The organism is Cnuibacter physcomitrellae (assembly GCF_014640535.1).
GTDB classification, from domain to species: Bacteria; Actinomycetota; Actinomycetes; order Actinomycetales; family Microbacteriaceae; genus Cnuibacter; species Cnuibacter physcomitrellae.
The window spans coordinates 1,412,723-1,433,766 of the sequence record NZ_BMHD01000001.1; the positions used below are offsets into that span (position 1 = coordinate 1,412,723).

Below are 21,044 nucleotides of genomic sequence, written 5' to 3' on the forward strand. Positions count from 1 at the left end.
GACCCTGAAGCCGGGCGCATCCGGGCAAAGAAGAACCCCCGCCTGGGTGGGGGGGGATCGGGCGGGGGTCCTGACCAGCGTCGAGTCTTGCTACTGGCGTTGATCTGAGGTCCACTGTAGTCGTCCGCGGCTCAAGGTGTGGGAGGCGCAGCCCATCCGAAGTGAGTACGCAGCCAGGACACAGCATGGCGATCCAGGCAAGCCCCACCGCGCGAGCTCGGAAGATGGCAAGGTTGTCATCACATGGACGCTTCACAGACCTCAGCGTCGAGAGCCACCGTCGGCCTCTTCGACAGCGATTCGGCGGGCCTGGAAGCGGCGCGGTCCGCTCTGGAGCAGCGGGCTCCCTCGGTCTCCGTGGTGATCGCGGCGTCGTCCTGGGGCGAGCTGCTCACGGATGCGGCGTTCCCGCCGGACATCGTGGTGCTGCGGCCGCGTCCGGATGACCGCGTCTCGCTGCCCTACGAGGCGAGGGTGTGCCGCATCGTGGATGCGTCGGTGCTCGCGATCGTCGACGCCGACGGCGAGGACGCCGAGTCCGCGAGAGACGTCACGTCGATCGTGATCGCCCACTCCCTCGACGAGGCCGCCGACCTGCTCGAGAGCTGGGACGCCGCGGTCCACTGATCCCCGCGGACCCCGGGCGGCCCCTGGGACGCCCTCGGCGCCCCCGCGCGACGGCCCCCATGCGGGGTCCTACCGGGCGCAGCCGGTGTCGGATACGGTGGCACCGCAGTCAGCTGGGCTCCCGGAGGGTGGTGTCGTGGATCCACTGCTCGTCTACACCGTCTCGGTCCTGGCGATGGCGGGGATGGCCGTCGTCTTCGTCGTCAATCGCATCCTGCATCCGAGCCCTCAGGCCGGGCCGTGGTGGGAGCTCGCGTTCCTCTCCGGGGTGCTGTGCGCCACGGCGTACTTCATCGGCCAGCGCACGGGCGACGCCGGATGGACGGTGTCGGTCGGCAACGCCACGATGGTCTTCACGCTCGGGGCCGCGTGGGCCGGCTGCGTCGTGTTCAACGGTCGACGCGCCCCGCCGAGGGTGCTGAGCTCGGTGCTGGTGATCGGCGGCTCCCTCGCCATCGGCGTGATCTCCGTGCTGCCTTCGGAGTACGGGACCAAGTACGCCGGCGCCGTCGAGAAGGGGACGGCGCTCGCCGCCTTCTCGCTGCTCGCTCTGATCGAGTGCTTGCGGGGGCCGCTGCGCAGCTACGTCGGCGCCAGGGTCATGGCGGTGGTCTTCGGACTCCACCTGGCCTACCTCGCCCCGCGCAGCGTCGTGTACCTCGCCCTCGGACCCACCTCCGAGGTCTTCGCCACGGTCTTCAACACCGCCATCACGACGGGCATGAACGTGGTCTTCACGGTGATCGTCGAGGCCGCGATGCTCGGGATCCAGGCGCAGCACCGCCGCAGAATGCCCACCGGGTCGGGGTTCCGGCCGTATCCGGACGCCATCCCCCGCGGGCACGAGGGGCGGAGGCTGGACGGACCGTTCCTGGTGATCGGCGTCGATCTGTGGATCCCGCTGCGCCGGGCGTACGGCGTCGACCTCGCGAACGATCTGTCGCTCCACCTCGCTCGCGCGATCGCCGTGACGCTCGAGGAGACGGACGCGCGTGGGCCCGGGGCCGGGGCGCGCACGGGGGCTGTGGCGCCGGCCGAGGTGTGGCGTCTGCCGGAGGGACGGTTCGTCGTGCGGAGGGCGCCGGGCGTGCTGTCCACCGAGTCCGGCGTCCGCGCGGTGGTCGGGCGCGTGCGCAGCGAGTTCGCGGCACGCGCGGCCCTCCCCGAGGGGCGGCCGACGGTGAGCGCGGTCGTGGTGCTGCCCGCCGCCGTCGCCGCGGTGGCTGGTGTGGCGGCGGTGGCTGGTGCCGCCGCACTCGCCGAGCGGGAGGCGCTCACCGAGCGCGGGGCGCTCACGGAGGGGGAGGCGCTCGCCGCGGCGGAGGCGGAGTTCGAGCGGCGACGGACCGACGAGATCGACTGGATCGCCGTGGTGCGGCCCGACGAAGCCGTCGGCGTCTCCCTCCGCGGCTCCCCCGACGGTAGTGATCTCATCCGACCGGTCGGCTGACGCCCGCCGGTCGCCTGACGCAGGCCGGGCGGTCCACGCAGGCCGGGCGGCCGACGCAGGCCGGGCGGTCCACGCAGGCAGGGCGGTCCACGCGGGCCGGGCGGTCCCCGCGGGCAGGGCGGTCCACGCGGGCCGGGAGGTCCACACGGGCCGGCGGTCCGCGCAGACCGGGCCTTCCAGCCGGGCCGGCCGGGCCACGCAGGCCGGGCGAGGGACGTGCGCGGCACCACCGCCGCCGGGGTTTCGCTGCCTGTTTGGCGTTTCGCGTGGTCAATGGGCGCGCGAAACGCCAAACAGGCCGCGAAACCCCGGAAGGCGGGCGGGCGGGCGGGGGGCTCAGCGCGTGACGGGGGCGGGGAGGGACGGGGCGAGGGAGGCGAGGGTGGCGGGGAGCGCCACGTCCCACGGGGTCGCGCTGACGCCGAGCTCGCGCTCCGTCTCGCGGGCGTCGACGACAAACGGGGCCGTGAACTGGTACGAGGAGTCGACGACCGCGCGGAGGAACGGGGAGACGAGACCGAGCGCCCGGAGCGTCGTCGGCGACCACGAGGCAACCCCCACGTCCCGGCCGGTGAAAGCGGCGACGCGGGCGGCGATCTCCACCCGGCTGAGCGGCTCGGCGCTCGGCACGTGCCACGCCCGCCCCCACTCCCCCGCGTAGGTCGAGGCGGCGACCACGGTGTCGGCGATGTCGTCGAGGTAGGCCCAGCTGTGCGGCATCCGCGGGTCGCCCACCACACGTGGGCGCCGTCCCGCCAGGAGCGGTCCGAAGAAGCGCTCGCCCAGCTGCGCGGTCGCGCCGCTGCCGGGGCCGAAGTAGTCGCTCGCCCGCACCTCGACCGCGCGGAGGTCGCCGCGCCGGTGCGCCTCGAGGATGCGCTCCCACCCCGCCTTCCTCACCAGCCCCTTCTGCTCGGTGGTGAGGAGCGGGTCGTGCTCGGCCATCGGCATCCGAGCGCCCTCGCCGTAGGCGTAGAGGTTGCCCATGACGACGAGGTCCGCACCGGAGCGGGTCGCCGCGGCGAGCGTGGCATCGAAGACCGGCGGCCAGAGCTCCGGCCAGCGGTGGTACTGCGCCGGGTTCGAGGCGAGGACGATCGTGGTGACGCCCGAGGCCGCGCGGATGAGGGCTTCCGCATCCGCGGCATCGGCCCGCACCGAGCGGATCGCGCCCGCACCGCCTTCGACCGGGACGGCGGTGCCGGAACGGGTGGCGACGACGACGTCCTCACCCTGCGCGGCGAGCCGGCGGGCGACGCGGGTGCCGATGAGACCGGCTCCGATGACGAGCTTCATGTCCTGTCCTCTCGAGTAGATCGAGAGCGGTGCTCTCGGTATCGCCGAGCGTAGTGTTCCGCGTCGGAAAGAACAAGAGCAGTGCTCTCTCTTGTGTCACCCGGTCTCGGATAGACTCCCCCGCATGGTCGACACCGCATCCGCCGAGGCGCCGCTGGGGCCTCGGGCCAGGGCGCGCGTCGAGACGCTCGACCGCATCCGCACCATCGCCCTGCGCCAGCTCGGCGAGGTGGGCGCGGCCGGCCTGTCGCTGCGGGCGATCGCGCGCGAGCTCGGGGTGGTCTCGTCGGCGGTGTACCGCTACTGCCCCAGCCGCGACGCGCTGCTCACGATGCTCATCATCGACGCCTACACCGACCTCGGCACCAGCGTCGAGACCGCCGAGGCCGAGGTGCCCCGCGACGACCTGCGCGGCCGACTCCGCTCGGTGGTGCTCACCGTGCGCGCCTGGGCCCTGGCGAACCCCCAGCGCTACTCGCTCATCTACGGCACCCCGGTGCCCGGATACGCCGCCCCGCCCGACACCATCGCCCCCGCGAGCATGGTCGGTCTCGTGCTCACCCGGCTCCTGGTCGATGTGATCGCGGCCGGATACGGCCCTCCGGCCACCGCGGGCTCGGCGGCGGCCGCCCACGCGATGGAGGGCGTGGCGGCGGCGCTCGGCGCGCCCGAGCTGGCGGAGCAGCTCGTGGTCGGCGTCGACATGTGGCTGCACCTCTTCGGCGCGGTGTCGTTCGAGCTCGGCGGTCAGTTCGTCAACGTGGTCTCCGACGCCCCGGCGTACTACGAGTTCCTCATCGACGAGTTCGCGACCCAGATGCGCGTGCCCTGACCCTCAGGCGCGGCGCAGCGTGCTCAGGACGGTCATCGCCTCGGTCTCGACGTCGGCGATGCGGTCGAGGGTGGCCGCCGCCTCGGCGAGATCCTCCCGAGCCAGGGTCGTACCGGCGCGGTCGATGAGGTGCGCGGTCGTCGCCCAGAGCTCGGCGGATCGGGCGACGAGATCGCGGCCGCGCTCGACGGCGTCGGCGAGCGCAGGCTTCTCCAGCCGGTCGAGGCACTCGGTCAGGAAGTCCCGATAGAGGTTGCGGAACAGCGCGCCGCCGGTCCCGGCGCGCTCCATCATCATCGACATCCTCGGCAGGTCCCGGCCCGGATCCGCCACCCGATCGAGCCAGGTCGGCGCCCGCCGCGCCGCCGTGCGGATGCCCCGGTGGCCCACGTTCGCGATGGGCGGGTCGAGGAACTCGGCCGCACAGTCGGCGATGGCCGGGACGATGGCCGACGCGACGCGGTCGCCGACCTCATCCCGATCGCCGAGATCGATCGAGAACATCCGATGACGGGCCGACATCGGCCCGCGGGCGGCGCGCGCTCTCGCGAGGCTGTCGAGGCTGGTCCGGACGGCGCCGCCCTGCTGGGCGGTGTCGACCAGGTACGCCTCAGCCGCGTCGTAGCCGTACAGGGCGACGATGTGACCGGCGAAGTGCACGCGGGAGGAGAAGTACTCCAGGTCGTGGCTGTCGAGCTGCAGACCGACCGGGACGCCCTCGTCGATCGACGCGCGCACCTCATCCCACGCCTTCCGGGCCGAGGCGGTCTCCTGCACGCGGAGCGTCACCCCGAGCCGCGCGGCCAGGTTCTGCGTGAGCAGGAACGGCTTCACCCGTCCACCGAGGAACGGCACATCCTGACGCTTCGAGTCCCAGTAGACGAAGGAGAGGCCCCCGGCCAGACCGAACAGCAGGGGTTCCGACAGGCTCAGCCCCGCATGCCCGAGCAGCACGCCCGCGGTCGTCGTCTCGCAGTGCACGCCACCCTCGAGGGGCACGCCCTCCACCACGACAGCACCTCCCGGCACGGTCTCGTCAGTCATCGCGGGACCCCTCCCCTCCGCCGACGGGCGAGCGGCGACGGAGCAGCACCCCGAGCCCGACGGCGGCCAGGGGCGCCGAGACGACGCAGACGCCGGCGAGCACGAGCAGCACGATCCCCCATCCGTCGGCGTCGAAGACGAGGCCGATCGCCCAGCCGAAGAAGGCGGTGCCCGCCAGCCACGCCAGCTGGTAGAGCGCGGTGCTCTGAGCCCGGCCGATGCGCGCGAGCTGCCCGCTGAGCCCCGAGGCCACGGGATGCGCCGTGAAGGTCCCCACCGTGAACACCACGAGCCCGACGATCTCCACCCAGAGCACCGGCACCGCCAGCAGACCGAGCCCGGCCAGCATGACCCCGAATCCGCCGAGCACGGGCACGAGCGGCCCGACCCGGCGCACGAGCGCGCCCGCCATCCGGCTCGCCGCCGTCCCCGCGAGGTAGGCGACGAAGAGGAGGCTGACGAGCACCTCCGGCACGCCGAACGGCGGGCCGATGAGGTGGAACCCGAGGTAGTTGTAGACCGCCGCGAACGTGCCCATGATGGCGAAGCCGAGCACGTACAGGGTGACCATCACCGGATCCCCGAGCTGGGTCAGCACACGCCTGACGAATGGATGCGCGCCCGCCGCCTGCCGCGAGAAGCCGCGCGCGGGCGGCACGAGGACCCAGAACGCGACCGCGGCGATCACCCCGATGAGGGCGACGGCGAGCGTGCCGAGTCGCCAGCCCACCGTCTCGGAGAGCGGGCCGGCCACCAGCCTGCCCACGATGCCGCCGATCGTGTTGCCCGACACGTAGGTCGCGGCCGCCACCGCGACCCAGGAGACGTGGAGCTCCTCGGCGAGGTAGGCGACGGCGAGCGCCGGCACCGCGCCGAGCGCCACACCCACGAGCAGCCGCAGGGCGAGCACCTCCTCGTAGCCCGGCATGGCGGGCACGAGCAGCGACAGCGCCGTCGCGACGGTCAGCGACAGTCGCATCGCGGTGGTGCGGCCGATGCGGTCGGCGAGCCACGACCACGGGAGCACCGAGAGCGCCAGCCCGATCGTGGTCGCCGACACCATCAGCGCCGACTGCGCGGTCGAGACCCCGAAGTCGGCGCGCACGCTCGGCAGCACCGCCTGCGCGTCGAAGACCTGCACGAAGGTGGCGAATCCGGCGGCGAACAGGGCCACGACGATGCGCCGGTACTCCCGCTCCCCTCGCTCGAACCCTCGCCATGGCGGAGGCACGGCGGACGGCTCCGAGGCTCCGATCCGCGTCACCGGGGCCCCGTTCCCCGTGGGGTGGGACCGGCGGTGGCCGCCGCGACGGAGCCGACCCGACGCCCGAGGACGGCGGTGCCGTCGAGGTCGTCGTCGTGGACGACGGAGACCTCGAGGCCGGCGGCGGCGAGCAGGGCGGCGGTCCCCTCGGCCTGCGACTCGCTGGTCTCGATCGCGACGAGTCCGCCCGGAGCGAGCCACTCGGCGACCCCGGCGGCCACCCGCCGGTGGACGTCGAGCCCATCGGATCCGCCGTCGAGAGCGAGCAGCGGCTCGTGGTCGCGCGCCTCCGGCGGCATGGTGGAGATGCCCGCGGTGGGCACGTACGGTGCGTTCACCGCGAGCACGTCGATCCCTCCCCGCAGCTCCGCGGGCAGCGCCCCGAAGAGGTCGCCCTCGACGACGGTGGCCCCCAGGGACTCGAGGTTGCGGCGGGCGTTCGCGACCGCGGCGGGATCGAGATCGGAGGCGACGAGGGTCACCGCCAGGCCGTCACGCCGAGCGGACTCCGCGAGCGCGGCCCCCACGGCCCCCGTGCCGCAGCACAGGTCGACGATGACGCCCCCGTCGCGGAGCCCTCGCGCGGCCGCTCGGGCGAGCACCTCGGTCCGGCGGCGGGGCACGAAGACGCCGTCGTCGACGAGCACCCTGAGGCCGGCGAACTCCGCCCAGCCCAGGATCGCCTCGAGCGGCCTGCCCGCGACGCGCTCCGCGACCATCCGCTCGAGTGCCGGCTCGTCGAGGCGCGCTCTCTCCATCTCCTCGCCGGCAGCGACCGTCGCGGCATCGAGGAGGAGCGCCGCCTCGTCCTCGGCGAAGACGCATCCGGCGGCACGGAGGCGGGAGGCCACCTCGTCGACACGTCGCTCATCCATCGGCCCCATTCTCTCGCGGCCCCGAGCCTTTGGCGTGTCGCGCGCGAGCGTCGTACATTCGAACACACGTTCGAGACGAGGGAGGGGAACGATGACCCTGATCGACACCGACAGTGCAGCGACGATCTGGTTCGAGGACGAGGTGCCGGTGCGGATGCTGTGGCGCCGGCGGCGCTGGCGCGTCTCCGACACCCCGACCGAGCCCGACTGGTTCTACTGGTCCACGCATCCGCCCCGGGTGGTGGCGTGGCGCTTCCAGGCGACCGACGAGTCGGGCGACAGCCTCGTGGTCGACGTGGTGCAGAACGGGCAGCTCTGGTCGGTGGTGAAGACCTACCGCTGACCCGTCGCCCTCACTCCCAGGTGGCCGTCTCGGGATCGATCCCGTGGGCGCGAGCGGAGGCGTCGACGAGGAGACGGAACCAGGAGGCGAGTCCCGGCTCGAGTCGGGCGTAGTGCGCCGCGAACGCGGGATCCGCCTCGTAGCGCCGGGCGAGGCACACCTGCATCGAGCGTGTGATCGGGAAGTACGCGGAGAACACCTCGCGATGACGCTCGACGAGGGCCTGCGCCTCGGGGCTGCCGGGCGCGACGCCCGAGCGCATCGCCGCGGCGAGCTCGTGGTCGAGCTCCCGGGTGCTCTGCGCGATCACCTCCCACTCGGCGGCGTCCCGTCGCGCCGAGCGCTCGGCGAACTGCTGCCACTGGGTCGTCGCGCCGTACCGGCGGCGCGCCTGCGCGGGCCAGCGCGGGTCCCACTCGCTGCCGAAGAGCGCAGTCTGCTGGGCGGGGTCGAGCAGCGGGCCGCGCTCGTGGGCGTCGATCATGAGGGCGAGGTCGCCGTCGAGCGCGGTGAGGCGCTCGACCCTCGCCCTGAGGTCGGCGCGCTGCGCCCGCAGGGAGGCCACCACGTCGGAGTCCGGATCGTCGAGCAGCGCACGGATCGCGTCGAGCCCGAGTCCGAGCTCGCGGTAGACGACGATGCGACGCAGGCGCTCCAGGTCGGCGGAGGTGTAGAGCCGGTACCCGGTCGCCGACCGCGACGACGGGCCGGCCAGGCCGACCTCGTCCCAGTGGTGGAGGGTCCGCACCGTGACGCCGAGCCGAGCCGCCGCCTCGCCGACGGTGAGCTGGGCCTCGGCGGCGTCATCGGACATGCTCTCTATTCTCACGCCGGCCGCGCGTCCTCCCACCCTCGCCCGGCGGGGTGATGCCGATGGCCGCCAGGCCCGCCGCCGCCTCCCCTGCGGGATCGAACGGCTTCGCGGCGGTGACGACCACACGCAGCCCCTCCGGCGTCCTCACCTCGAGGTCGCGCGTGTTCCAGGGGGTGTCGCGCACGGCGACGACGGAGTCGGCGTCGATCGTTCGGCACGCCTCCGCCAGCTCGTCGATCTGGCCGAGCAGGCCCGCGAAGCTGACCGTGGAGGTGGCCGCTGCGGAGGGGGCAGGGGCCGCCGACGTCGGGTCGGCCGGGACGAGGAGCACGTCCTGGAACATCCATCGGCGCAGGTGCACGAGGCGGCCGGGCACGCTGAAGAGCACGAAGAAGCCGAGGCCGCCGGTCCAGAACCCGATCGACGCCTCGAGGTCGGCGGACGGGGCGGTGACGAAGGAGGGCATCCCGTAGATGCCGCGGAACAGCTCGGGGGCGACCACGTCGGGTCCGGGAACGGGGACGGGGCTCACCTCGAAGGCGTCGTAGTAGTCGGTCATGACCACCACGATCGCGCCTCACGCTACGTGAGGGTCAAGTCCGTCGCTCGGCGCCCGCCCGCTCGCGGCGCCCCCGGCGGATGCGGCGCACGACCAGCCACACGATCACCGCTCCGATGGCCGTGTAGACGGCGATGTCGAGCCACTGCGAGTAGCGGTCGATCAGCTCGTACTGCGTGCCGAGCGCTGCGCCGAGGCCCACGAGCAGCCCGTTCCAGAGCACCGTGCCGAGGAGGGTGAAGACGCTGAACACGACGAGGTTCATCCGCTGGGCGCCCGCCGGGAGCGAGATGAGACTGCGGACGCCCGGGATCAGCCGCCCGAAGAAGATCGAGGACCTGCCGTGGCGGGCGAGCCATCCGCTCGCCTTCTCGAAGTCGTCGCGGTCGACCAGGGGCAGCTTCGAGAGCAGGCGGATGGAGCGCTCCTCCCCCACGATCGCTCCGAGCCAGTACAGCAGCAGGGCGCCCAGGTACGCGCCGAGGGTCGCCGCCACCATCACCCACACCAGGTTGAGGCGGCCGGTCTGCGAGAGGAAGCCGGCCAACGGCAGGATGACCTCGCTCGGCAGCGGCGGGAAGACCGTCTCGGCGAACGTCAGCGCTCCGACGCCCACCTCGCCGATCGCGTCGATCACCCCGGCGGCGAAGCCGACCAGCCCGCCGAGCTCCTCCCCTTCCGCGGCGACGGCGTTCGCGACGGATCCCGCGGATCGGGGGGCGGATAGGGTGGCGGCGATGGTCGTCACCCCTCGACGCTATCGAGCGAACCTCCACGGAACCCGGGCGGCCGGGATCCTCGTCGCCGGCCGCACCCGGGGCGGTCCGGTCGGGTCAGGCCGCGGAGTCTCGGAGAGCGTCGATCTCGGCCAGCGCCACCGCGAGGTCGAAGTCGGGGTCCGTCTCCATGAACCTCTCGAACACCGCGAGCAGCCCCGTGCTGGCGAGGGTCCACTCGGGATCGGGGCGCACGGTGGCCGGCCCGCGGTAGGTGGCGAGCACGATCGCGGGGTTGGCGATCTGGCGGATGCCGAGGCCCTCGACGATCGCCGAGACCAGAGCCGCGTAGGGCCGGTAGTCGCCCGCCCACTCGGGGCGGATCCGGAACCCGAGGAGCTCGGCGAACCACTTGTGGAACGCCGCCATCTGCTCCACGAACGCGTCGCTCCCCGACCGGAGCGCGTCGGTGATCTCCTCGCGGGCGGCGTTGTCGACCCGCCCGAGCAGGGCCGCCGTGAGCGACACGTACGACTGCCACTCCACCGACGACACGACGGACGCGTAGTTGTGCTGCAGGGCGACCCGGATGGTCTCGAGGACGATCCGGTGACGACCGTCGGCGGTGGCCACCAGCTCGACGTTCTCGAGCAGGATCCGCACGCAGATCTCCATCGTGCTCTCGTCGACGAGACTGGTCGCGGCCTTCCGAGCGATCTCGACCATCAGGTCGGCAACGAAGGCCTCCTTGGAGTCCCAGAGCCGATACGTGGACGACCGCGACACGTCCGCCTCGCGGATGAGGTCGTCCATCATGATGTGCTCGAAGCCCACCGTCATGCCGAGGCTGCCCACCCGGTCCAGCGCGACGTCGAGCACGCGCTGACGCACCTCGGGGGCACGCAGTCGCGTGCGCCTCTGCACCTCGTGATCACCGTAGCCGCTCACCCGACCCCCGTCTCCTGGCGCCGAGCGAGGCCACCACGATCGCTCGCGACGGCCGCCATCGTGAGATCAGGGACGCTGCGTCCCCCTCCCGTGCCCGGCCGAAGCATCCTACCCGCCGAGAGGACAGGCGACACGCAGCTCCCCGTCGACCACGGCGTGGTCGGTGCCGGGCAGCACCAGCTTCATGAGCCGGATGTACGGCATGAGCTCCGCGCGGAGGGCACGGGCATCGGGGCTCTCGATCGTCACGGCCACGCTCCCCGTCGCCGCGCTGGCCTCGAGGCGGATGCCCTCGCGCGTCCCGTGCGCGGACACCGCGGCAGCCACGAGGAGGGCGCGCAGAGCGGCCCGGGCGTTCTCGGGCACGGCGGCCAGGAGGCCGTCGGGATCCTCGAGCGTGCCCACGTTGATCGAGAGCGGCTCGGGGCCGCGCGGGGCGCTCAACGAGAGGGAGAAGGCCTTCGCGAGCTCGCCGGCCAGACGCACGTCGTCCGCCTCGACCACCCCGGTCCGGTCGAGGCGGGCCAGGAACGGGACGACACTCTCCCGGAGGGCGCCGATCCCACCGATGACGTCGTCGGCGGCGAAGGCGCGGCGCGCGTCGGCGGTCGACGTCACGCGCAGGGTCTCCTGCGTGCGCGTCTCCTCGTAGAGGCTGCTCGCCAGCGTCCGGGCGTACGCCACCGACCCGGCGCCCAAGCCCACCGCGGGCGCCACGGCGATGAGGACGATGGGCAGCGACGGCACGAGATCGACGGTCGCGAGCCCGGTCAGGGAGCTGACGACGGCGAGCCCCGTCGCCAGCGCCACCGACAGCACCGTGTATCCGAGGATCTCGCGCGGCGATCGGAAGGGAGCCAGCGCCACCAGCACCAGACCGACGGCCATGAGCCCCCAGTCGTCCCGGATGTGCACGTTCGATCCGAGCTGACCGACCGAGGAGAGCACCGCGGACGCCGCCACCAGGCCGTAGCCGACCGCCGCCTCCACCGTCGTGAGACCGACCCCGTCGCCGAAGGCCCGCAGCACCAGCCAGACGTAGCCGCCGGCGAGGATCAGGACCGCCAGCACGGCCAGCGGCCAGGAGGAGATCTGCTCGGTGGTCGTGAGGGTGAGCCCGACCGCGCAGAGCAGGGACACCGCGCCCACCATGATGGCGAAACGGCTCGCCGTGACCGACCCGAGCGGATCGAGGTCGACCGCCTTCACGGTCCACGGCGGTCTGCGCAGGGACGACGTCGGCTCGACGGGACGAGCGGTGCTCGGGCGGCTCACGACCGCACACCCACCGTGAGGAAGACGGCCGTGCCGGCGCTCGGCCGGGCCCAGATCTGCACCGACGCGCGTGCATCGCCGAGTCGCTCGAGCAGGCGCGAACGGAGTCCGGCCGGTCCGTCGAGGACGGCCGGCTCGGGCTCGAAGCCGGCTCCCGCATCCGACACCATGACGCTGATCTCGGACTCGCCGTCCATCACGGCGATCTCCGCCTCGTCGACGCCCGAGTGCTGCGCGACGTTGTCGAGGCACTCCTCGATCGTGGCCTGGAGGCGCCGCGACGCCGCCGACGACAGCTCCGTCACCGCCGAGAGCTGTCCCACCAGCGCGACGCGGACCCCGCGCCGGGCCGCGTGCTCCCGCACCTCGACCAGCATCGCCGGGGTCACCGCGGCGGGCGGGACGACGGCGAGCGTCGACTCCTCGAGGATGGGGCCGATGTCGTCGAGGTCGGCGAGGTGCCGGCGGAGTGCCGCGGCGCGGTCCGGACCGAGCGGGCCGGGCGTGGCGGCGGCGAGGGCGCGGAGATCCTCGAGGACGGTCTCGCGGAGCCATTCCGCGGCGGCTCCGGCGAAGCGCCCGGCGGTGGCCGAGGCGATCTCGTCGTATCCCGCCGCACCCATCACGGCGGCGCCGCGGACGGTGATGCCCCGGGCGTGCCAGAACGCGATGACGAGCAGCGCCAGCCCGACCCACGACGCCACGACCGGGACGTCGAGCGCGAGCGGCATGCCCTGCAGGGTGGCCGCGACTAGGACGAGGCCGTGCCCGAGGACGAAGGCGACCGTGCCCACGAGCAGCGCGCCCTTCAGCGAGCGGATCGCCACCCCGCACAGCAGCACGGCCAGCGTGGGCATCGAGACCAGGACGTAGTCGCTCGAGGGGGTGGAACCCGGGAAGACGACCGACACGTTGGTCACGATCGAGGCGTAGCCGAACAGCGCGACCGCGGCGACGACGGTCCAGCAGAGCGCGCGCCGGACGGACCGGCTCGACAGCGCCGCCGCGACCGCGAGCGCGATCACCACGAGCGCGGCCACTGCGAGAAGGATGTCGACGCGACCGGTGAAGGGGATGAACGCCAGGTCGATGAGCGCCGTCACGCCGAGCATCGAGGAGGAGAACCACAGCGCCGCACGGCCGATCGCTCTGCTGGTGGCGAGGGCGTCGGGATCGGTGGCGATCTGCGCTGACATGTGCATGACCCCCCGCATGCCGGGCGCGTCCAGAGCACCCCGCTCCAGTGTAGAGGAGCTGTCTTGTACGCTCATGCCATGAGCCAGGGGAGCGACTCCACCGAGGCCGCCCGCCGGTCCCGGATGGAGCGGGCGGTCTTCCAGTCGCAGCTCCTGGTTGCGGGCGCACTTCTGCTGGTCGTGGTGGCGGCGTTCCTGTTCCAGCCCGAGTCGATCCTCAACCCCGTGTTCTTCGCGGGGATGGCCACCGTCTTCGTGCTCACCGGCGTCGCGGCGCTGGTGCCGTGGGCGAGCCTCCACCGGTACTGGATCGCGCTGCTGCCCCTGATCGACATCTTCGCCGTGATCCTGGTCCGGTCCGGGAACATGTCCCTGGGGGCCGGGCTGCTGCTGGTCTTACCCGTGATCTGGCTCTCGAGCTACTTCGGCGTGGTGGGCGCGGTCGTCAGCGTGGCGACGTCGTCGCTCGCCCTGTGGGTCAGCACCTTCTTCATGGGGACCACGGTCTCCATCGCGAGCATCCCCGCGCTGCTCGTGCTGCCGGTGACGCTGACGTTCGTCGCGGCGGCGACGTTCGGGACGACGAGCCGCATGGACGCCCAGCGAGGGCTGCTGCGCCAGCAGGCCGACCTCCTCGAGGTGGCCCTCCGGCGGGCGCGCCGACAGGAGCAGACCCTCGACGAGGTGCTGAACGCCGTGACGTTCGGCGTCGTGGCGTTCGACAAGGACGGCAAGGAGACCATCTCCAACACGTCGGCGCGGCGGCTGCGCGCGGAGTTCCAGGTCCTCGAGGGCCCCGCGAGCGACCTCCGAGCGTACGGGGCCGACCGCACCAGTCCTCTCGAGGCGCGGGAGCTGCCGACGGAGCGCGCGATGCGCGGCGAGCGCTTCGACGACCTGATCATGTGGCTGGGCGAGCCCGGCGGCCACCGCATCGCGCTCTCGGTCGCCGGTCGGCGGCTCACCACCTTCGACGGCGACCTGGACGGCGCCGTGGTGATCTCCCGCGACGTCACGAGCGAGCTCAACGCCATCCAGGCTCGTGACGACCTGGTGGCCTCGGTGTCGCACGAGCTGCGGACACCGCTGACGAGCATCCTGGGCTATCTCGAGCTCGCGCTCGACGACGAGACCCTCGACCCGTCGACGCGGTCGATGCTGCAGGTGGCGTCGTCGAACGCCGACCGCCTGCTCGCGCTCGTCGCGGACCTCCTCACGGCGGCGAGCCGCACCGAGCAGCAGATCGCGATGTCGTTCCATCGGTGCGAGCTCGCCGAGATCGTGAGCCAGGCCATCCAGGCCCAGAGCCCGGCCGCGGACGAGCGCGGCATCCGGCTCGTCGACGACGTCGAGGGGCCCATCATGCTGGAGGCCGACGGCTTCCGCCTCCGTCAGGTGATCGACAACCTGCTGAGCAACGCCATCAAGTACAACCGGGAGAACGGCCGTGTCGTCGTGGCGGCCGAGACCACCGAGGACAGCGTCAGCCTCACTGTGAAGGACACCGGCATCGGGCTGTCGGACGTCGAGCAGACGAAGCTCTTCGACCGCTTCTTCCGAGCGGAGGGCGTGCGCAACTCGACCATCCACGGATCGGGGCTGGGCCTGTCGATCAGCCGGGACATCATCCGCAGGCACGGCGGAGAGCTGACGGTGTCGAGCACCCTCGGCGTGGGCACGGTGTTCACCGCGACTCTCCCGCGTCGACGTGACCAGGGCCTCGAGGACACGGTGCAGGCGTGACGCTCCGCAGTAGAATCCGAAGCAGCGCCCCCCGTCCGCGGATCGGCCCCGCGACCGAGAGGAGGCCCGGGCTGTGAAGGTCGACCTCGCCAGCGTGCTCCTCGTCAGCGGCCTCGTCATCGTGCTCTGCGGCCTCATCTTCGTGCTGAACACGGCGATGCGGCGCAACGATCCCTCCGGCAGGGTCTGGAGCCTGGGATTCATCAGCGGGATGCTCTCGGCGATCTGCTACTCGATGTGGGCGGTCGCCCCCGAGCAGTGGTGGATCAACGCGATCGCCAACGCGACCTACCTCCTGTCGATCGCGGCGATCTGGTCGGGCAGCCGGCTCTTCAACGGGCGACACCGGAGCCTGCTGTGGATCGCGTTCGCCGCGGCCGCCCTCGAGCTCGTGCTCACCGCGCTCGAGGGCCCGAACGGGATCTGGGCCGGATCGATCCCGCTGTTCACCGGCGTCGCCGCGTTCGCCGTCCTCACGGGCCTCGAGACCCTGAGGTCGAGGATGCGGCGCAACCTGAACGCACGCGTGCTCGGCATCGGCATGCTGTTCTTCGCTCTCTTCACCCTGGCCCGCCTCGTGCTCTTCATCGCGGCGGGACCCGACTCGCCGACGTTCCAGACCTACTTCGGCACCCCGGTCGCGACGATCGTCACGGTGATCCTCGTGGTCCTCGGCACGGTCGCCGTCTCCGTGATGCAGGCCGAGCGCTCAGGCGCTCGAGCGCTGGGGGACGTGACCGTCGGCGTCTACTCGACGGTCGGCGTCCTCTCCGCCTCCTCGTTCATGCAGCAGTGGGCCGACCAGGTGGAGCGGGCGGCGTTCAACCGGGACCGGCTGGCCATGGTGGCGATGGACGTCGACAACCTGCCGCAGATGAACACCGCGTTCGGCCGGAACTTCGGTGACACCGCCATCCGCTCGGTGGCGCAGATGATCAGGCACCACACCCCGACCACGGCCCTGCTGGGCCACCCCGGCGCGGGACGGTTCGTCATCGTCATGGTCACGACCGCGGCCAGCGACGCGGAGCGGCTCGCCATCCGGCTGCAGACGGCGCTCGTCGACGAGCCGATCGACCCCGAGCGCTCTCTCCGCGCCACCGCGAGCTTCGGCGTGGTCGACACCGACATGTTCGGCTACAGCCTGCCCGTGCTGCGCAAGGCCCTCGACGAGGCCACGGAGAAGGCCCGCGCCCAGGGCGGCAACCGCATCGTGCTCGGCAGCACCGACGTCACGCACCCCGGAGCGCTGCCGCGATCCTGAGCCGCCCGCGAGCGGGTCGGGCGATCAGGTCGCGAGCGCGATGGTGAGCTGGTCGTACGCCGTCTGCTTCGCGTACTCCGACGAGGTGGGCGTCGACTGCAGCAGGATCTCGTACGTGAAGGACAGGGTCATCGAGGTCGCCGCCGGGTCGACCGCGGGGATGATGAAGGTCTGGCTGTAGCTGTACGGGTTCTTCACCAGGTACCCGGGAGCGATGGGGGCCTGATCGGAGAGGGCCTGCGGTGCGCTGAGCGCCCCGTCGGCGCCGTCCACCGACGGCGTGAGGGTCACGCGCGAGAGGTAGATCTGCTGCCCCTGGTCGGAGCCGAGCGACCCCACCATGGAGAAGCTGATCGGCTTGTTCGCCTCCGGGGTCCACTCCCCCATGTTGAGCGTCGACCAGTAGTTGACGGTGAGCGAGATGTCGCCCGCCTGCAGCTGGTGCTGCGTCGACCCCGTGGCCAGCTCGTTCACGATCGGCGTGATCGTGGCCGGGGCCGTGCTCGGGATGACCGGACTCGCGGACGGACCCGCGGCGTTCGTGTTGAACTGCGTCTGGTCCCACGGGGCGGTGCCGCAGCCGGCCAGCGCGACCGTGGAGGCGACGGCGAGGGCCGCCGCGGCGACGGCGCGCGCCACCCGCGCCCGTGGTGAGCTGATCCGACGTCTCATCGACGGCCTTCCGTTCTCGACGCACCGGTGGTCTGCAGCCACCTGTCGCCACCAGCCTAGGTCAGTTGCCCGTCCGGCGGACGATGCTCAGGATCACCTCAAGGCGAGCCCCTCGATTCTTGAGCCGATCCTGATCGGAACCTTGCCCGCATCCGAGACGAACCCGCGGTGCGTGCGTCACACTGGACCCATGGCAGACAACAGCAACCCGTACGTGACGGACCGCAGCGACCTCGCCGACGTCACCGACGAGTTCGCGAACGACTTCATCGAGTCGGTCGAGTCCCTCCCCAGCTACCGGCCGACCATCGGCTGCATCATCCCCGCCTACAACGAGGCGGAGTCGATCGGCGAGGTGATCGAGTCGCTCCTCGCGCAGACCCGCCTCCCCGACGTCATCCACGTCGTCGTCAACAACACCACCGACGACACCGTGAAGATCGCGGCCCAGTACGCCGGCCCGCACCTCAAGGAGGTCGACGGGATCGAGCAGTTCACCGAGGTCTACGTCCACGACATCGGCAAGAACAAGGACAAGAAGGTCGGCGCCCTGAACTACGGGTACCAGCTCGTCGAGGGCTGCGACTTCCTGCTCGGCGTCGACGGCGACACCACGGCGGCCCCGGATGCGGTGGAGCGCCTGGCCGAGGAGATCCAGTCCGACTCCCGCATCCGCGGCATCTCCGCGATCTTCTCGATCGACGAGAAGCCGATCAAGGGCTTCATCGCGAAGTTCCTCATCACCGGTCAGCGCTTCCAGTTCGCCGCGTTCAACATGCAGAACATGCTGAAGGGCCGCAACATGGCGGTGCTCGGCGGCCAGTTCTCCATCTTCTCCACCAAGGCGCTCCGCCAGATCATGGTCGAGAACCACCAGAACACCCCGTGGGTCAAGGACTCGGAGGTGGAGGACTCGCTGCTCTCGCTGCAGATCAAGAGCGCGGGCTACCTCACCAAGATCTCCGCCCAGGCCCGCGCCGACGTGGGCGGCATGACCACCCTCCGCGGCCTCGACGGCCAGCAGGTGAAGTGGAACTTCGGCGCGATCGAGCTCATGTGGCCCGGTCAGCGCGGCGACACCAAGGGTCAGCCGTTCCACCCCAACCTGCGTCTGCGGTGGCTCGAGAACTTCTCGATGCTCACGAACCTCGTGACGCGCGTGCTGTTCTTCATTCTCCTCGCCGCCTCGCTCTCGATCGGCGCGTTCGTCTTCTCGCCGATCTGGCTCGTGCCGCCGGCGGTCGCGATCCTGCTGAACACGCGCACCGCGCTGTCGATGCACGACCGCAGCGGCCGAGACCTGTTCTTCGCACTGGCGCTGTTCCCCGCCGAGATCTACATGTGGGTCAGGCTCGGGCACTTCATCCGGGCGTGGACCAAGTTCCTCTCCCGCAAGCAGACCGACAACTGGGCGGCGCAGGCCAAGGCCGAGCGCGGTCGCGGCAACAGCTACCTCGTGCCGTTCATCATCATCGCCCTGGTGGTCGCGGTCCTCGTGCTGGTCTGGTTCCAGCTCGACCCGTTCGTGCAGTCGACCATCCTCTGGATCGGATGGCCCATCCTCGGTGTCATCACCATCCTGCAGACCCTCACCATGATCGGTCGTGTCCTCCGCCGCTACCGCGGGTACAAGGTGTGACGACGACCGCAGGGAGGTTCGTCGAGCTCTCCACCCTCCGGTCGCTGCTCAACACGATCGCAACCGACGGGCCGGCGAGAGAGCGGTTCATCCATGACTTCATCAACCTCTGGGAGACCCGATCCCAGAGGTTGATGAAAGCGCTGGGGAGCCGCGACTTCGAGGACGCGGACGTCGTGTGCCTGTCGATCCGCTCCTCCAGCACCATGCTCGGCGCGTGGACCCTCGAGGCCATCGCCGGCATGGTGCACACGGCTGTCAAGCAGCAGGACATCGCCGGCTGCATGAGCCACCTGGCGCGGCTGCACGAGGTGGGTCAGCACACCTGCGCCGAGCTCGTCGCCTACGTCGAGGAGCACAGCGGCGCCGAGCGGCGCGGGGTCATCCTCGACTGAGGAGACCCGGGATCAGTCGTCTGCGGCGGCCAGCCGGTAGCCGACACCGCGCACGGTCTCGATCCAGCGCGGCTGCGTGATGCTGTCGGCGAGCTTCCGGCGGAGGTTCGCCATGTGCACCTCGATGGCGCGCTTGTCGGCCTCGCTGACGAAGTGGGCCGTGACGTAGCTCTCGCCGCGCAGCAGGAGAGCCAGGTCGGCCTTGCTGCGCACTCGGCGCTGGCTCTCCATGAGCGCGTTGAGCAGGTCGAACTCGCTGCGGGTGAGGTCGATGGGCTTGCCGTCCTTCTCGGCCAGCCGCATCTCGGAGTTGACGTAGAGCCCGTTGTGGTGGAGCCAGCCGTCCTCCATGTCGTAGCTGTGCGGCGCAGCGGGCGCCTCCGCCACGGGCTCGGGCGCGACCACGGGCTCGGACACCGGCGGCGCCACCGGCTGGCCGGGCTGCTGCACCGGGACCCCGGAGGGCGTGTACGGGCCCGCCTGCTGCGGCACCTGGTACATCGGCTGCTGGGGCGGGTACTGCACGGGGTAGGGCTGCTGCGGAGCCGTCGGCTGAGCGGGCGCGGCGTACCCCGGCTGCGCAGCGGGGTACGGCGTGGCCGGGCCCTGCTGGCCGGGCGGCAGCGGTGCCACGGGCTGACCCGATCCGTCGGGGGCGAGAGCCTGGCGAGGCCTGCGCATCATCGCCTCGACGCGGGCACGGAGCTCACGCGGGCGGAACGGCTTGGTGAGGTAGTCGTCGGCACCCGCCTCGAGGCCCTGGAGGGTGTCGATCTCCTCGTCACGGGCGGTCAGCATGACGAGGTAGGTGTTGCTGAAGGTGCGGATGCGCTTCGCCGCCTCGAACCCGTCGATGCCGGGCATGCTGACGTCGAGCGTGGTGACGATGGGGTCGTAGGCACGCACGGCTTGGACCCCGTCGAGCCCGTTGCCCGTGGCGATGACCTCGAAGCCGGCCTGCATCAGCACCGTCTCGAGCAGATGACGGATGTCGGCGTCGTCCTCGATGATGACGGCGACCCGGCGCTCCCCGTTGGTTTCCATTGCGATGATCGTACCAACGGTCGCCGCCCGGGGCGTGACGCGTCCGAGGGGGGATCTACCAGCCCGCTCCGGTGGCGAGCTCTCGGGCTCCCTTGTCCCACCACTCCCCCGCGGCCGGACCCCCGTTGCACGTGCCGTCGCTCTCGCCCGGGGGCTTGATCCAGAGATCGGCGTCCTGCGCGGATCCGGACTGGGCCGGGGTCGGCGTGGTGCCGAGCGCGCGGCCCGAGGGGTTGCACCACTCGCCGTTGGAGCCGTTCCCGTTGCGCCCGGTGTCGATGACGAAGTGGGCGCCGCCGGTCAGGCCCGAGATGGTGGAGGCGTACTCGATCTCCCGATCGGTCGTGTTGTAGTTCGAGACGTTCGTCGAGAAGCCGCGCACCTTGGCGACCCCCGCGCGGTTCAGCAGGTCGGCCATGTCGGCCGCCGGGCCCCAGTTGGAGTGCCCCGCGTCGATGTAGATCGTCGCCCCCGAGGGCACGAGGGTGTCGACGGAGGCGTTGATCTCGCCGAGTCGCTCGTCGACGTTGGCGCACTCGTGGGCGAGGGCCAGCGCATCCGGCTCGAGGATGACCACGGAGCTCTTCCCCGCGAGCGACGACGCGATCTCGCTCACCCACTCCGGGTACTCCTCGGGGGTGAGACCGCCGCCCGAGAAGTTGCCGCAGTCGCGGTTCGGGATGCCGTACACGACGAAGACGGGCATCTGACCCATGTTCTCGGCCTGGGACACGATGTCGGACACGTAGGGTCCGACCTTGCCGATCGGGTGCTTCTCGGGGACCAGCCAGACCGCGGTCGGGACGGCGGCGATCTTGCCGAAGGTGTCGGCATCCGCCTCGTCGCCCGAGACCCGGGCAGCGTTCGCGGCCGTCGCCGCCTTCGAGCCCGGGTCGGAGAACAGCGGCTTGCCGGCGAAGGGGTTGTCGGGGGCGACGCCGCCCTGCCCGAGGACGCTCAGCACGACCAGGACCGAGGCGATGACCGGCACGAAGAGCGCCACGATCGCAGCCGCGACACCGACGCGGGAGGCAGGGGACGACACGGC

The 21,044-nt window shown here is 71.7% G+C and carries 21 protein-coding genes; 8 read left to right on the plus strand and 13 right to left on the minus strand.

Translation table 11 applies throughout. From position 1 onward, the window contains the following. The first annotated feature begins 243 nt into the window (after positions 1-243). Both IEX69_RS06605 and IEX69_RS06610 read left to right on the plus strand, forming a co-directional pair. Positions 244-627: a hypothetical protein gene (locus IEX69_RS06605; protein ID WP_085020270.1), complete on the plus strand. Its 384-nt coding sequence runs from the start codon at positions 244-246 to the stop codon at positions 625-627. A 136-nt stretch (positions 628-763) separates the two neighbouring features. Beyond that, positions 764-2,077 (plus strand): hypothetical protein, encoded by a 1,314-nt coding sequence (locus IEX69_RS06610; RefSeq protein ID WP_085020271.1) that lies wholly within the window; start codon positions 764-766, stop codon positions 2,075-2,077. Between the two features lie 336 nt (positions 2,078-2,413). On the opposite strand, the gene IEX69_RS06615 is transcribed toward IEX69_RS06610, so the two are convergent. Next, positions 2,414-3,373, minus strand: coding sequence for an NAD-dependent epimerase/dehydratase family protein (locus IEX69_RS06615; RefSeq protein WP_085020272.1), 960 nt, complete (start codon positions 3,371-3,373; stop codon positions 2,414-2,416). Positions 3,374-3,497: 124 nt separating this feature from the next. Here IEX69_RS06615 and IEX69_RS06620 point away from each other — a divergent pair, with 124 nt between their 5' ends. Further along, positions 3,498-4,205 (plus strand): TetR/AcrR family transcriptional regulator, encoded by a 708-nt coding sequence (locus IEX69_RS06620; RefSeq protein WP_085020273.1) that lies wholly within the window; start codon positions 3,498-3,500, stop codon positions 4,203-4,205. Positions 4,206-4,208: 3 nt separating this feature from the next. Here IEX69_RS06620 and IEX69_RS06625 read toward each other — a convergent pair whose 3' ends face one another. From IEX69_RS06625 to IEX69_RS06635, 3 genes are read right to left on the minus strand one after another with little or no spacing between them, the layout of a single operon-like run. Further along, positions 4,209-5,249, minus strand: coding sequence for a BtrH N-terminal domain-containing protein (locus tag IEX69_RS06625; protein ID WP_085020274.1), 1,041 nt, complete (start codon positions 5,247-5,249; stop codon positions 4,209-4,211). Then, on the minus strand, positions 5,242-6,513 hold the full coding sequence (locus IEX69_RS06630) for an MFS transporter (RefSeq protein ID WP_229756257.1): 1,272 nt from the start codon (positions 6,511-6,513) through the stop codon (positions 5,242-5,244). Before IEX69_RS06630 ends, IEX69_RS06625 begins: the two co-directional genes overlap by 8 nt. After that, positions 6,510-7,388 carry a putative protein N(5)-glutamine methyltransferase gene (locus IEX69_RS06635; RefSeq protein WP_157127231.1) on the minus strand — a complete coding sequence of 293 codons (879 nt, stop codon included), beginning with the start codon at positions 7,386-7,388 and terminating at the stop codon, positions 6,510-6,512. The genes IEX69_RS06630 and IEX69_RS06635 overlap by 4 nt, the downstream gene beginning before the upstream one ends. A 91-nt stretch (positions 7,389-7,479) precedes the next feature. Between IEX69_RS06635 and IEX69_RS06640 the strand changes: the two genes are divergently transcribed. Then, positions 7,480-7,731, plus strand: coding sequence for a hypothetical protein (locus tag IEX69_RS06640; protein ID WP_085020276.1), 252 nt, complete (start codon positions 7,480-7,482; stop codon positions 7,729-7,731). Between the two features lie 10 nt (positions 7,732-7,741). On the opposite strand, the gene IEX69_RS06645 is transcribed toward IEX69_RS06640, so the two are convergent. The 6 genes from IEX69_RS06645 to IEX69_RS06670 all read right to left on the minus strand — a co-directional run bounded on the left by IEX69_RS06645 (position 7,742) and on the right by IEX69_RS06670 (position 13,239). Continuing rightward, the gene (locus IEX69_RS06645) at positions 7,742-8,545 is read right to left on the minus strand and encodes a MerR family transcriptional regulator (RefSeq protein ID WP_085020277.1); all 804 of its coding nucleotides are present in this window, start codon (positions 8,543-8,545) and stop codon (positions 7,742-7,744) included. Continuing rightward, entirely contained in the window at positions 8,535-9,104 is a 570-nt protein-coding gene (locus IEX69_RS06650) for a VOC family protein (RefSeq protein WP_085021525.1), read from the minus strand. The genes IEX69_RS06645 and IEX69_RS06650 overlap by 11 nt, the downstream gene beginning before the upstream one ends. 34 nt (positions 9,105-9,138) lie before the next feature. Continuing rightward, positions 9,139-9,843 carry a DedA family protein gene (locus IEX69_RS06655; RefSeq protein ID WP_174604579.1) on the minus strand — a complete coding sequence of 235 codons (705 nt, stop codon included), beginning with the start codon at positions 9,841-9,843 and terminating at the stop codon, positions 9,139-9,141. Between the two features lie 94 nt (positions 9,844-9,937). Next, positions 9,938-10,768, minus strand: a complete 831-nt coding sequence (locus IEX69_RS06660; RefSeq protein ID WP_085020279.1) for a TetR/AcrR family transcriptional regulator — start codon at positions 10,766-10,768, stop codon at positions 9,938-9,940. 108 nt (positions 10,769-10,876) lie between these two features. After that, a complete protein-coding gene (locus IEX69_RS06665) occupies positions 10,877-12,043 on the minus strand; it encodes a KEOPS complex subunit Pcc1 (RefSeq protein WP_157127232.1) in 1,167 nt (388 codons plus the stop codon). Further along, positions 12,040-13,239, minus strand: a complete 1,200-nt coding sequence (locus IEX69_RS06670) for an ATP-binding protein (RefSeq protein ID WP_157127233.1) — start codon at positions 13,237-13,239, stop codon at positions 12,040-12,042. Before IEX69_RS06670 ends, IEX69_RS06665 begins: the two co-directional genes overlap by 4 nt. A gap of 78 nt (positions 13,240-13,317) precedes the next feature. Between IEX69_RS06670 and IEX69_RS06675 the strand changes: the two genes are divergently transcribed. Next, positions 13,318-14,982, plus strand: coding sequence for a sensor histidine kinase (locus IEX69_RS06675; RefSeq protein WP_085020284.1), 1,665 nt, complete (start codon positions 13,318-13,320; stop codon positions 14,980-14,982). A gap of 73 nt (positions 14,983-15,055) precedes the next feature. Then, a complete protein-coding gene (locus tag IEX69_RS06680; protein ID WP_085020285.1) occupies positions 15,056-16,246 on the plus strand; it encodes a GGDEF domain-containing protein in 1,191 nt (396 codons plus the stop codon). 24 nt (positions 16,247-16,270) lie between these two features. Here IEX69_RS06680 and IEX69_RS06685 read toward each other — a convergent pair whose 3' ends face one another. Beyond that, positions 16,271-16,918, minus strand: a complete 648-nt coding sequence (locus IEX69_RS06685; RefSeq protein WP_229756258.1) for a hypothetical protein — start codon at positions 16,916-16,918, stop codon at positions 16,271-16,273. 190 nt (positions 16,919-17,108) lie between these two features. Between IEX69_RS06685 and IEX69_RS06690 the strand changes: the two genes are divergently transcribed. Together IEX69_RS06690 and IEX69_RS06695 are read left to right on the plus strand one after the other, a co-directional pair. Further along, the gene (locus IEX69_RS06690; protein ID WP_085020287.1) at positions 17,109-18,557 is read left to right on the plus strand and encodes a glycosyltransferase family 2 protein; all 1,449 of its coding nucleotides are present in this window, start codon (positions 17,109-17,111) and stop codon (positions 18,555-18,557) included. Further along, positions 18,554-18,952, plus strand: a complete 399-nt coding sequence (locus IEX69_RS06695; protein ID WP_085020288.1) for a hypothetical protein — start codon at positions 18,554-18,556, stop codon at positions 18,950-18,952. The genes IEX69_RS06690 and IEX69_RS06695 overlap by 4 nt, the downstream gene beginning before the upstream one ends. Before the next feature lie 12 nt (positions 18,953-18,964). Here the strand turns inward: IEX69_RS06695 and IEX69_RS06700 are convergent, their stop codons facing one another. Together IEX69_RS06700 and IEX69_RS06705 are read right to left on the minus strand one after the other, a co-directional pair. Continuing rightward, entirely contained in the window at positions 18,965-19,996 is a 1,032-nt protein-coding gene (locus IEX69_RS06700; protein ID WP_085020289.1) for a response regulator transcription factor, read from the minus strand. A 55-nt stretch (positions 19,997-20,051) separates the two neighbouring features. Then, positions 20,052-21,041, minus strand: a complete 990-nt coding sequence (locus IEX69_RS06705; RefSeq protein ID WP_188760938.1) for a glycoside hydrolase family 6 protein — start codon at positions 21,039-21,041, stop codon at positions 20,052-20,054. Positions 21,042-21,044: the final 3 nt, after the last annotated feature.

Coding starts and splice junctions, on each gene's coding strand:
- IEX69_RS06625 (WP_085020274.1), bottom strand. CDS start 5,249: ATGACTGACGAGACCGTGCCGGGAGGTGCTGTCGTGGTGGAGGGCGTG.
- IEX69_RS06700 (WP_085020289.1), bottom strand. CDS start 19,996: ATGGAAACCAACGGGGAGCGCCGGGTCGCCGTCATCATCGAGGACGAC.
- IEX69_RS06670 (WP_157127233.1), bottom strand. CDS start 13,239: ATGTCAGCGCAGATCGCCACCGATCCCGACGCCCTCGCCACCAGCAGA.
- IEX69_RS06645 (WP_085020277.1), bottom strand. CDS start 8,545: ATGTCCGATGACGCCGCCGAGGCCCAGCTCACCGTCGGCGAGGCGGCG.
- IEX69_RS06635 (WP_157127231.1), bottom strand. CDS start 7,388: ATGGATGAGCGACGTGTCGACGAGGTGGCCTCCCGCCTCCGTGCCGCC.
- IEX69_RS06615 (WP_085020272.1), bottom strand. CDS start 3,373: ATGAAGCTCGTCATCGGAGCCGGTCTCATCGGCACCCGCGTCGCCCGC.
- IEX69_RS06640 (WP_085020276.1), top strand. CDS start 7,480: ATGACCCTGATCGACACCGACAGTGCAGCGACGATCTGGTTCGAGGAC.
- IEX69_RS06685 (WP_229756258.1), bottom strand. CDS start 16,918: ATGAGACGTCGGATCAGCTCACCACGGGCGCGGGTGGCGCGCGCCGTC.
- IEX69_RS06605 (WP_085020270.1), top strand. CDS start 244: ATGGACGCTTCACAGACCTCAGCGTCGAGAGCCACCGTCGGCCTCTTC.
- IEX69_RS06620 (WP_085020273.1), top strand. CDS start 3,498: ATGGTCGACACCGCATCCGCCGAGGCGCCGCTGGGGCCTCGGGCCAGG.
- IEX69_RS06650 (WP_085021525.1), bottom strand. CDS start 9,104: ATGACCGACTACTACGACGCCTTCGAGGTGAGCCCCGTCCCCGTTCCC.
- IEX69_RS06675 (WP_085020284.1), top strand. CDS start 13,318: ATGAGCCAGGGGAGCGACTCCACCGAGGCCGCCCGCCGGTCCCGGATG.
- IEX69_RS06690 (WP_085020287.1), top strand. CDS start 17,109: ATGGCAGACAACAGCAACCCGTACGTGACGGACCGCAGCGACCTCGCC.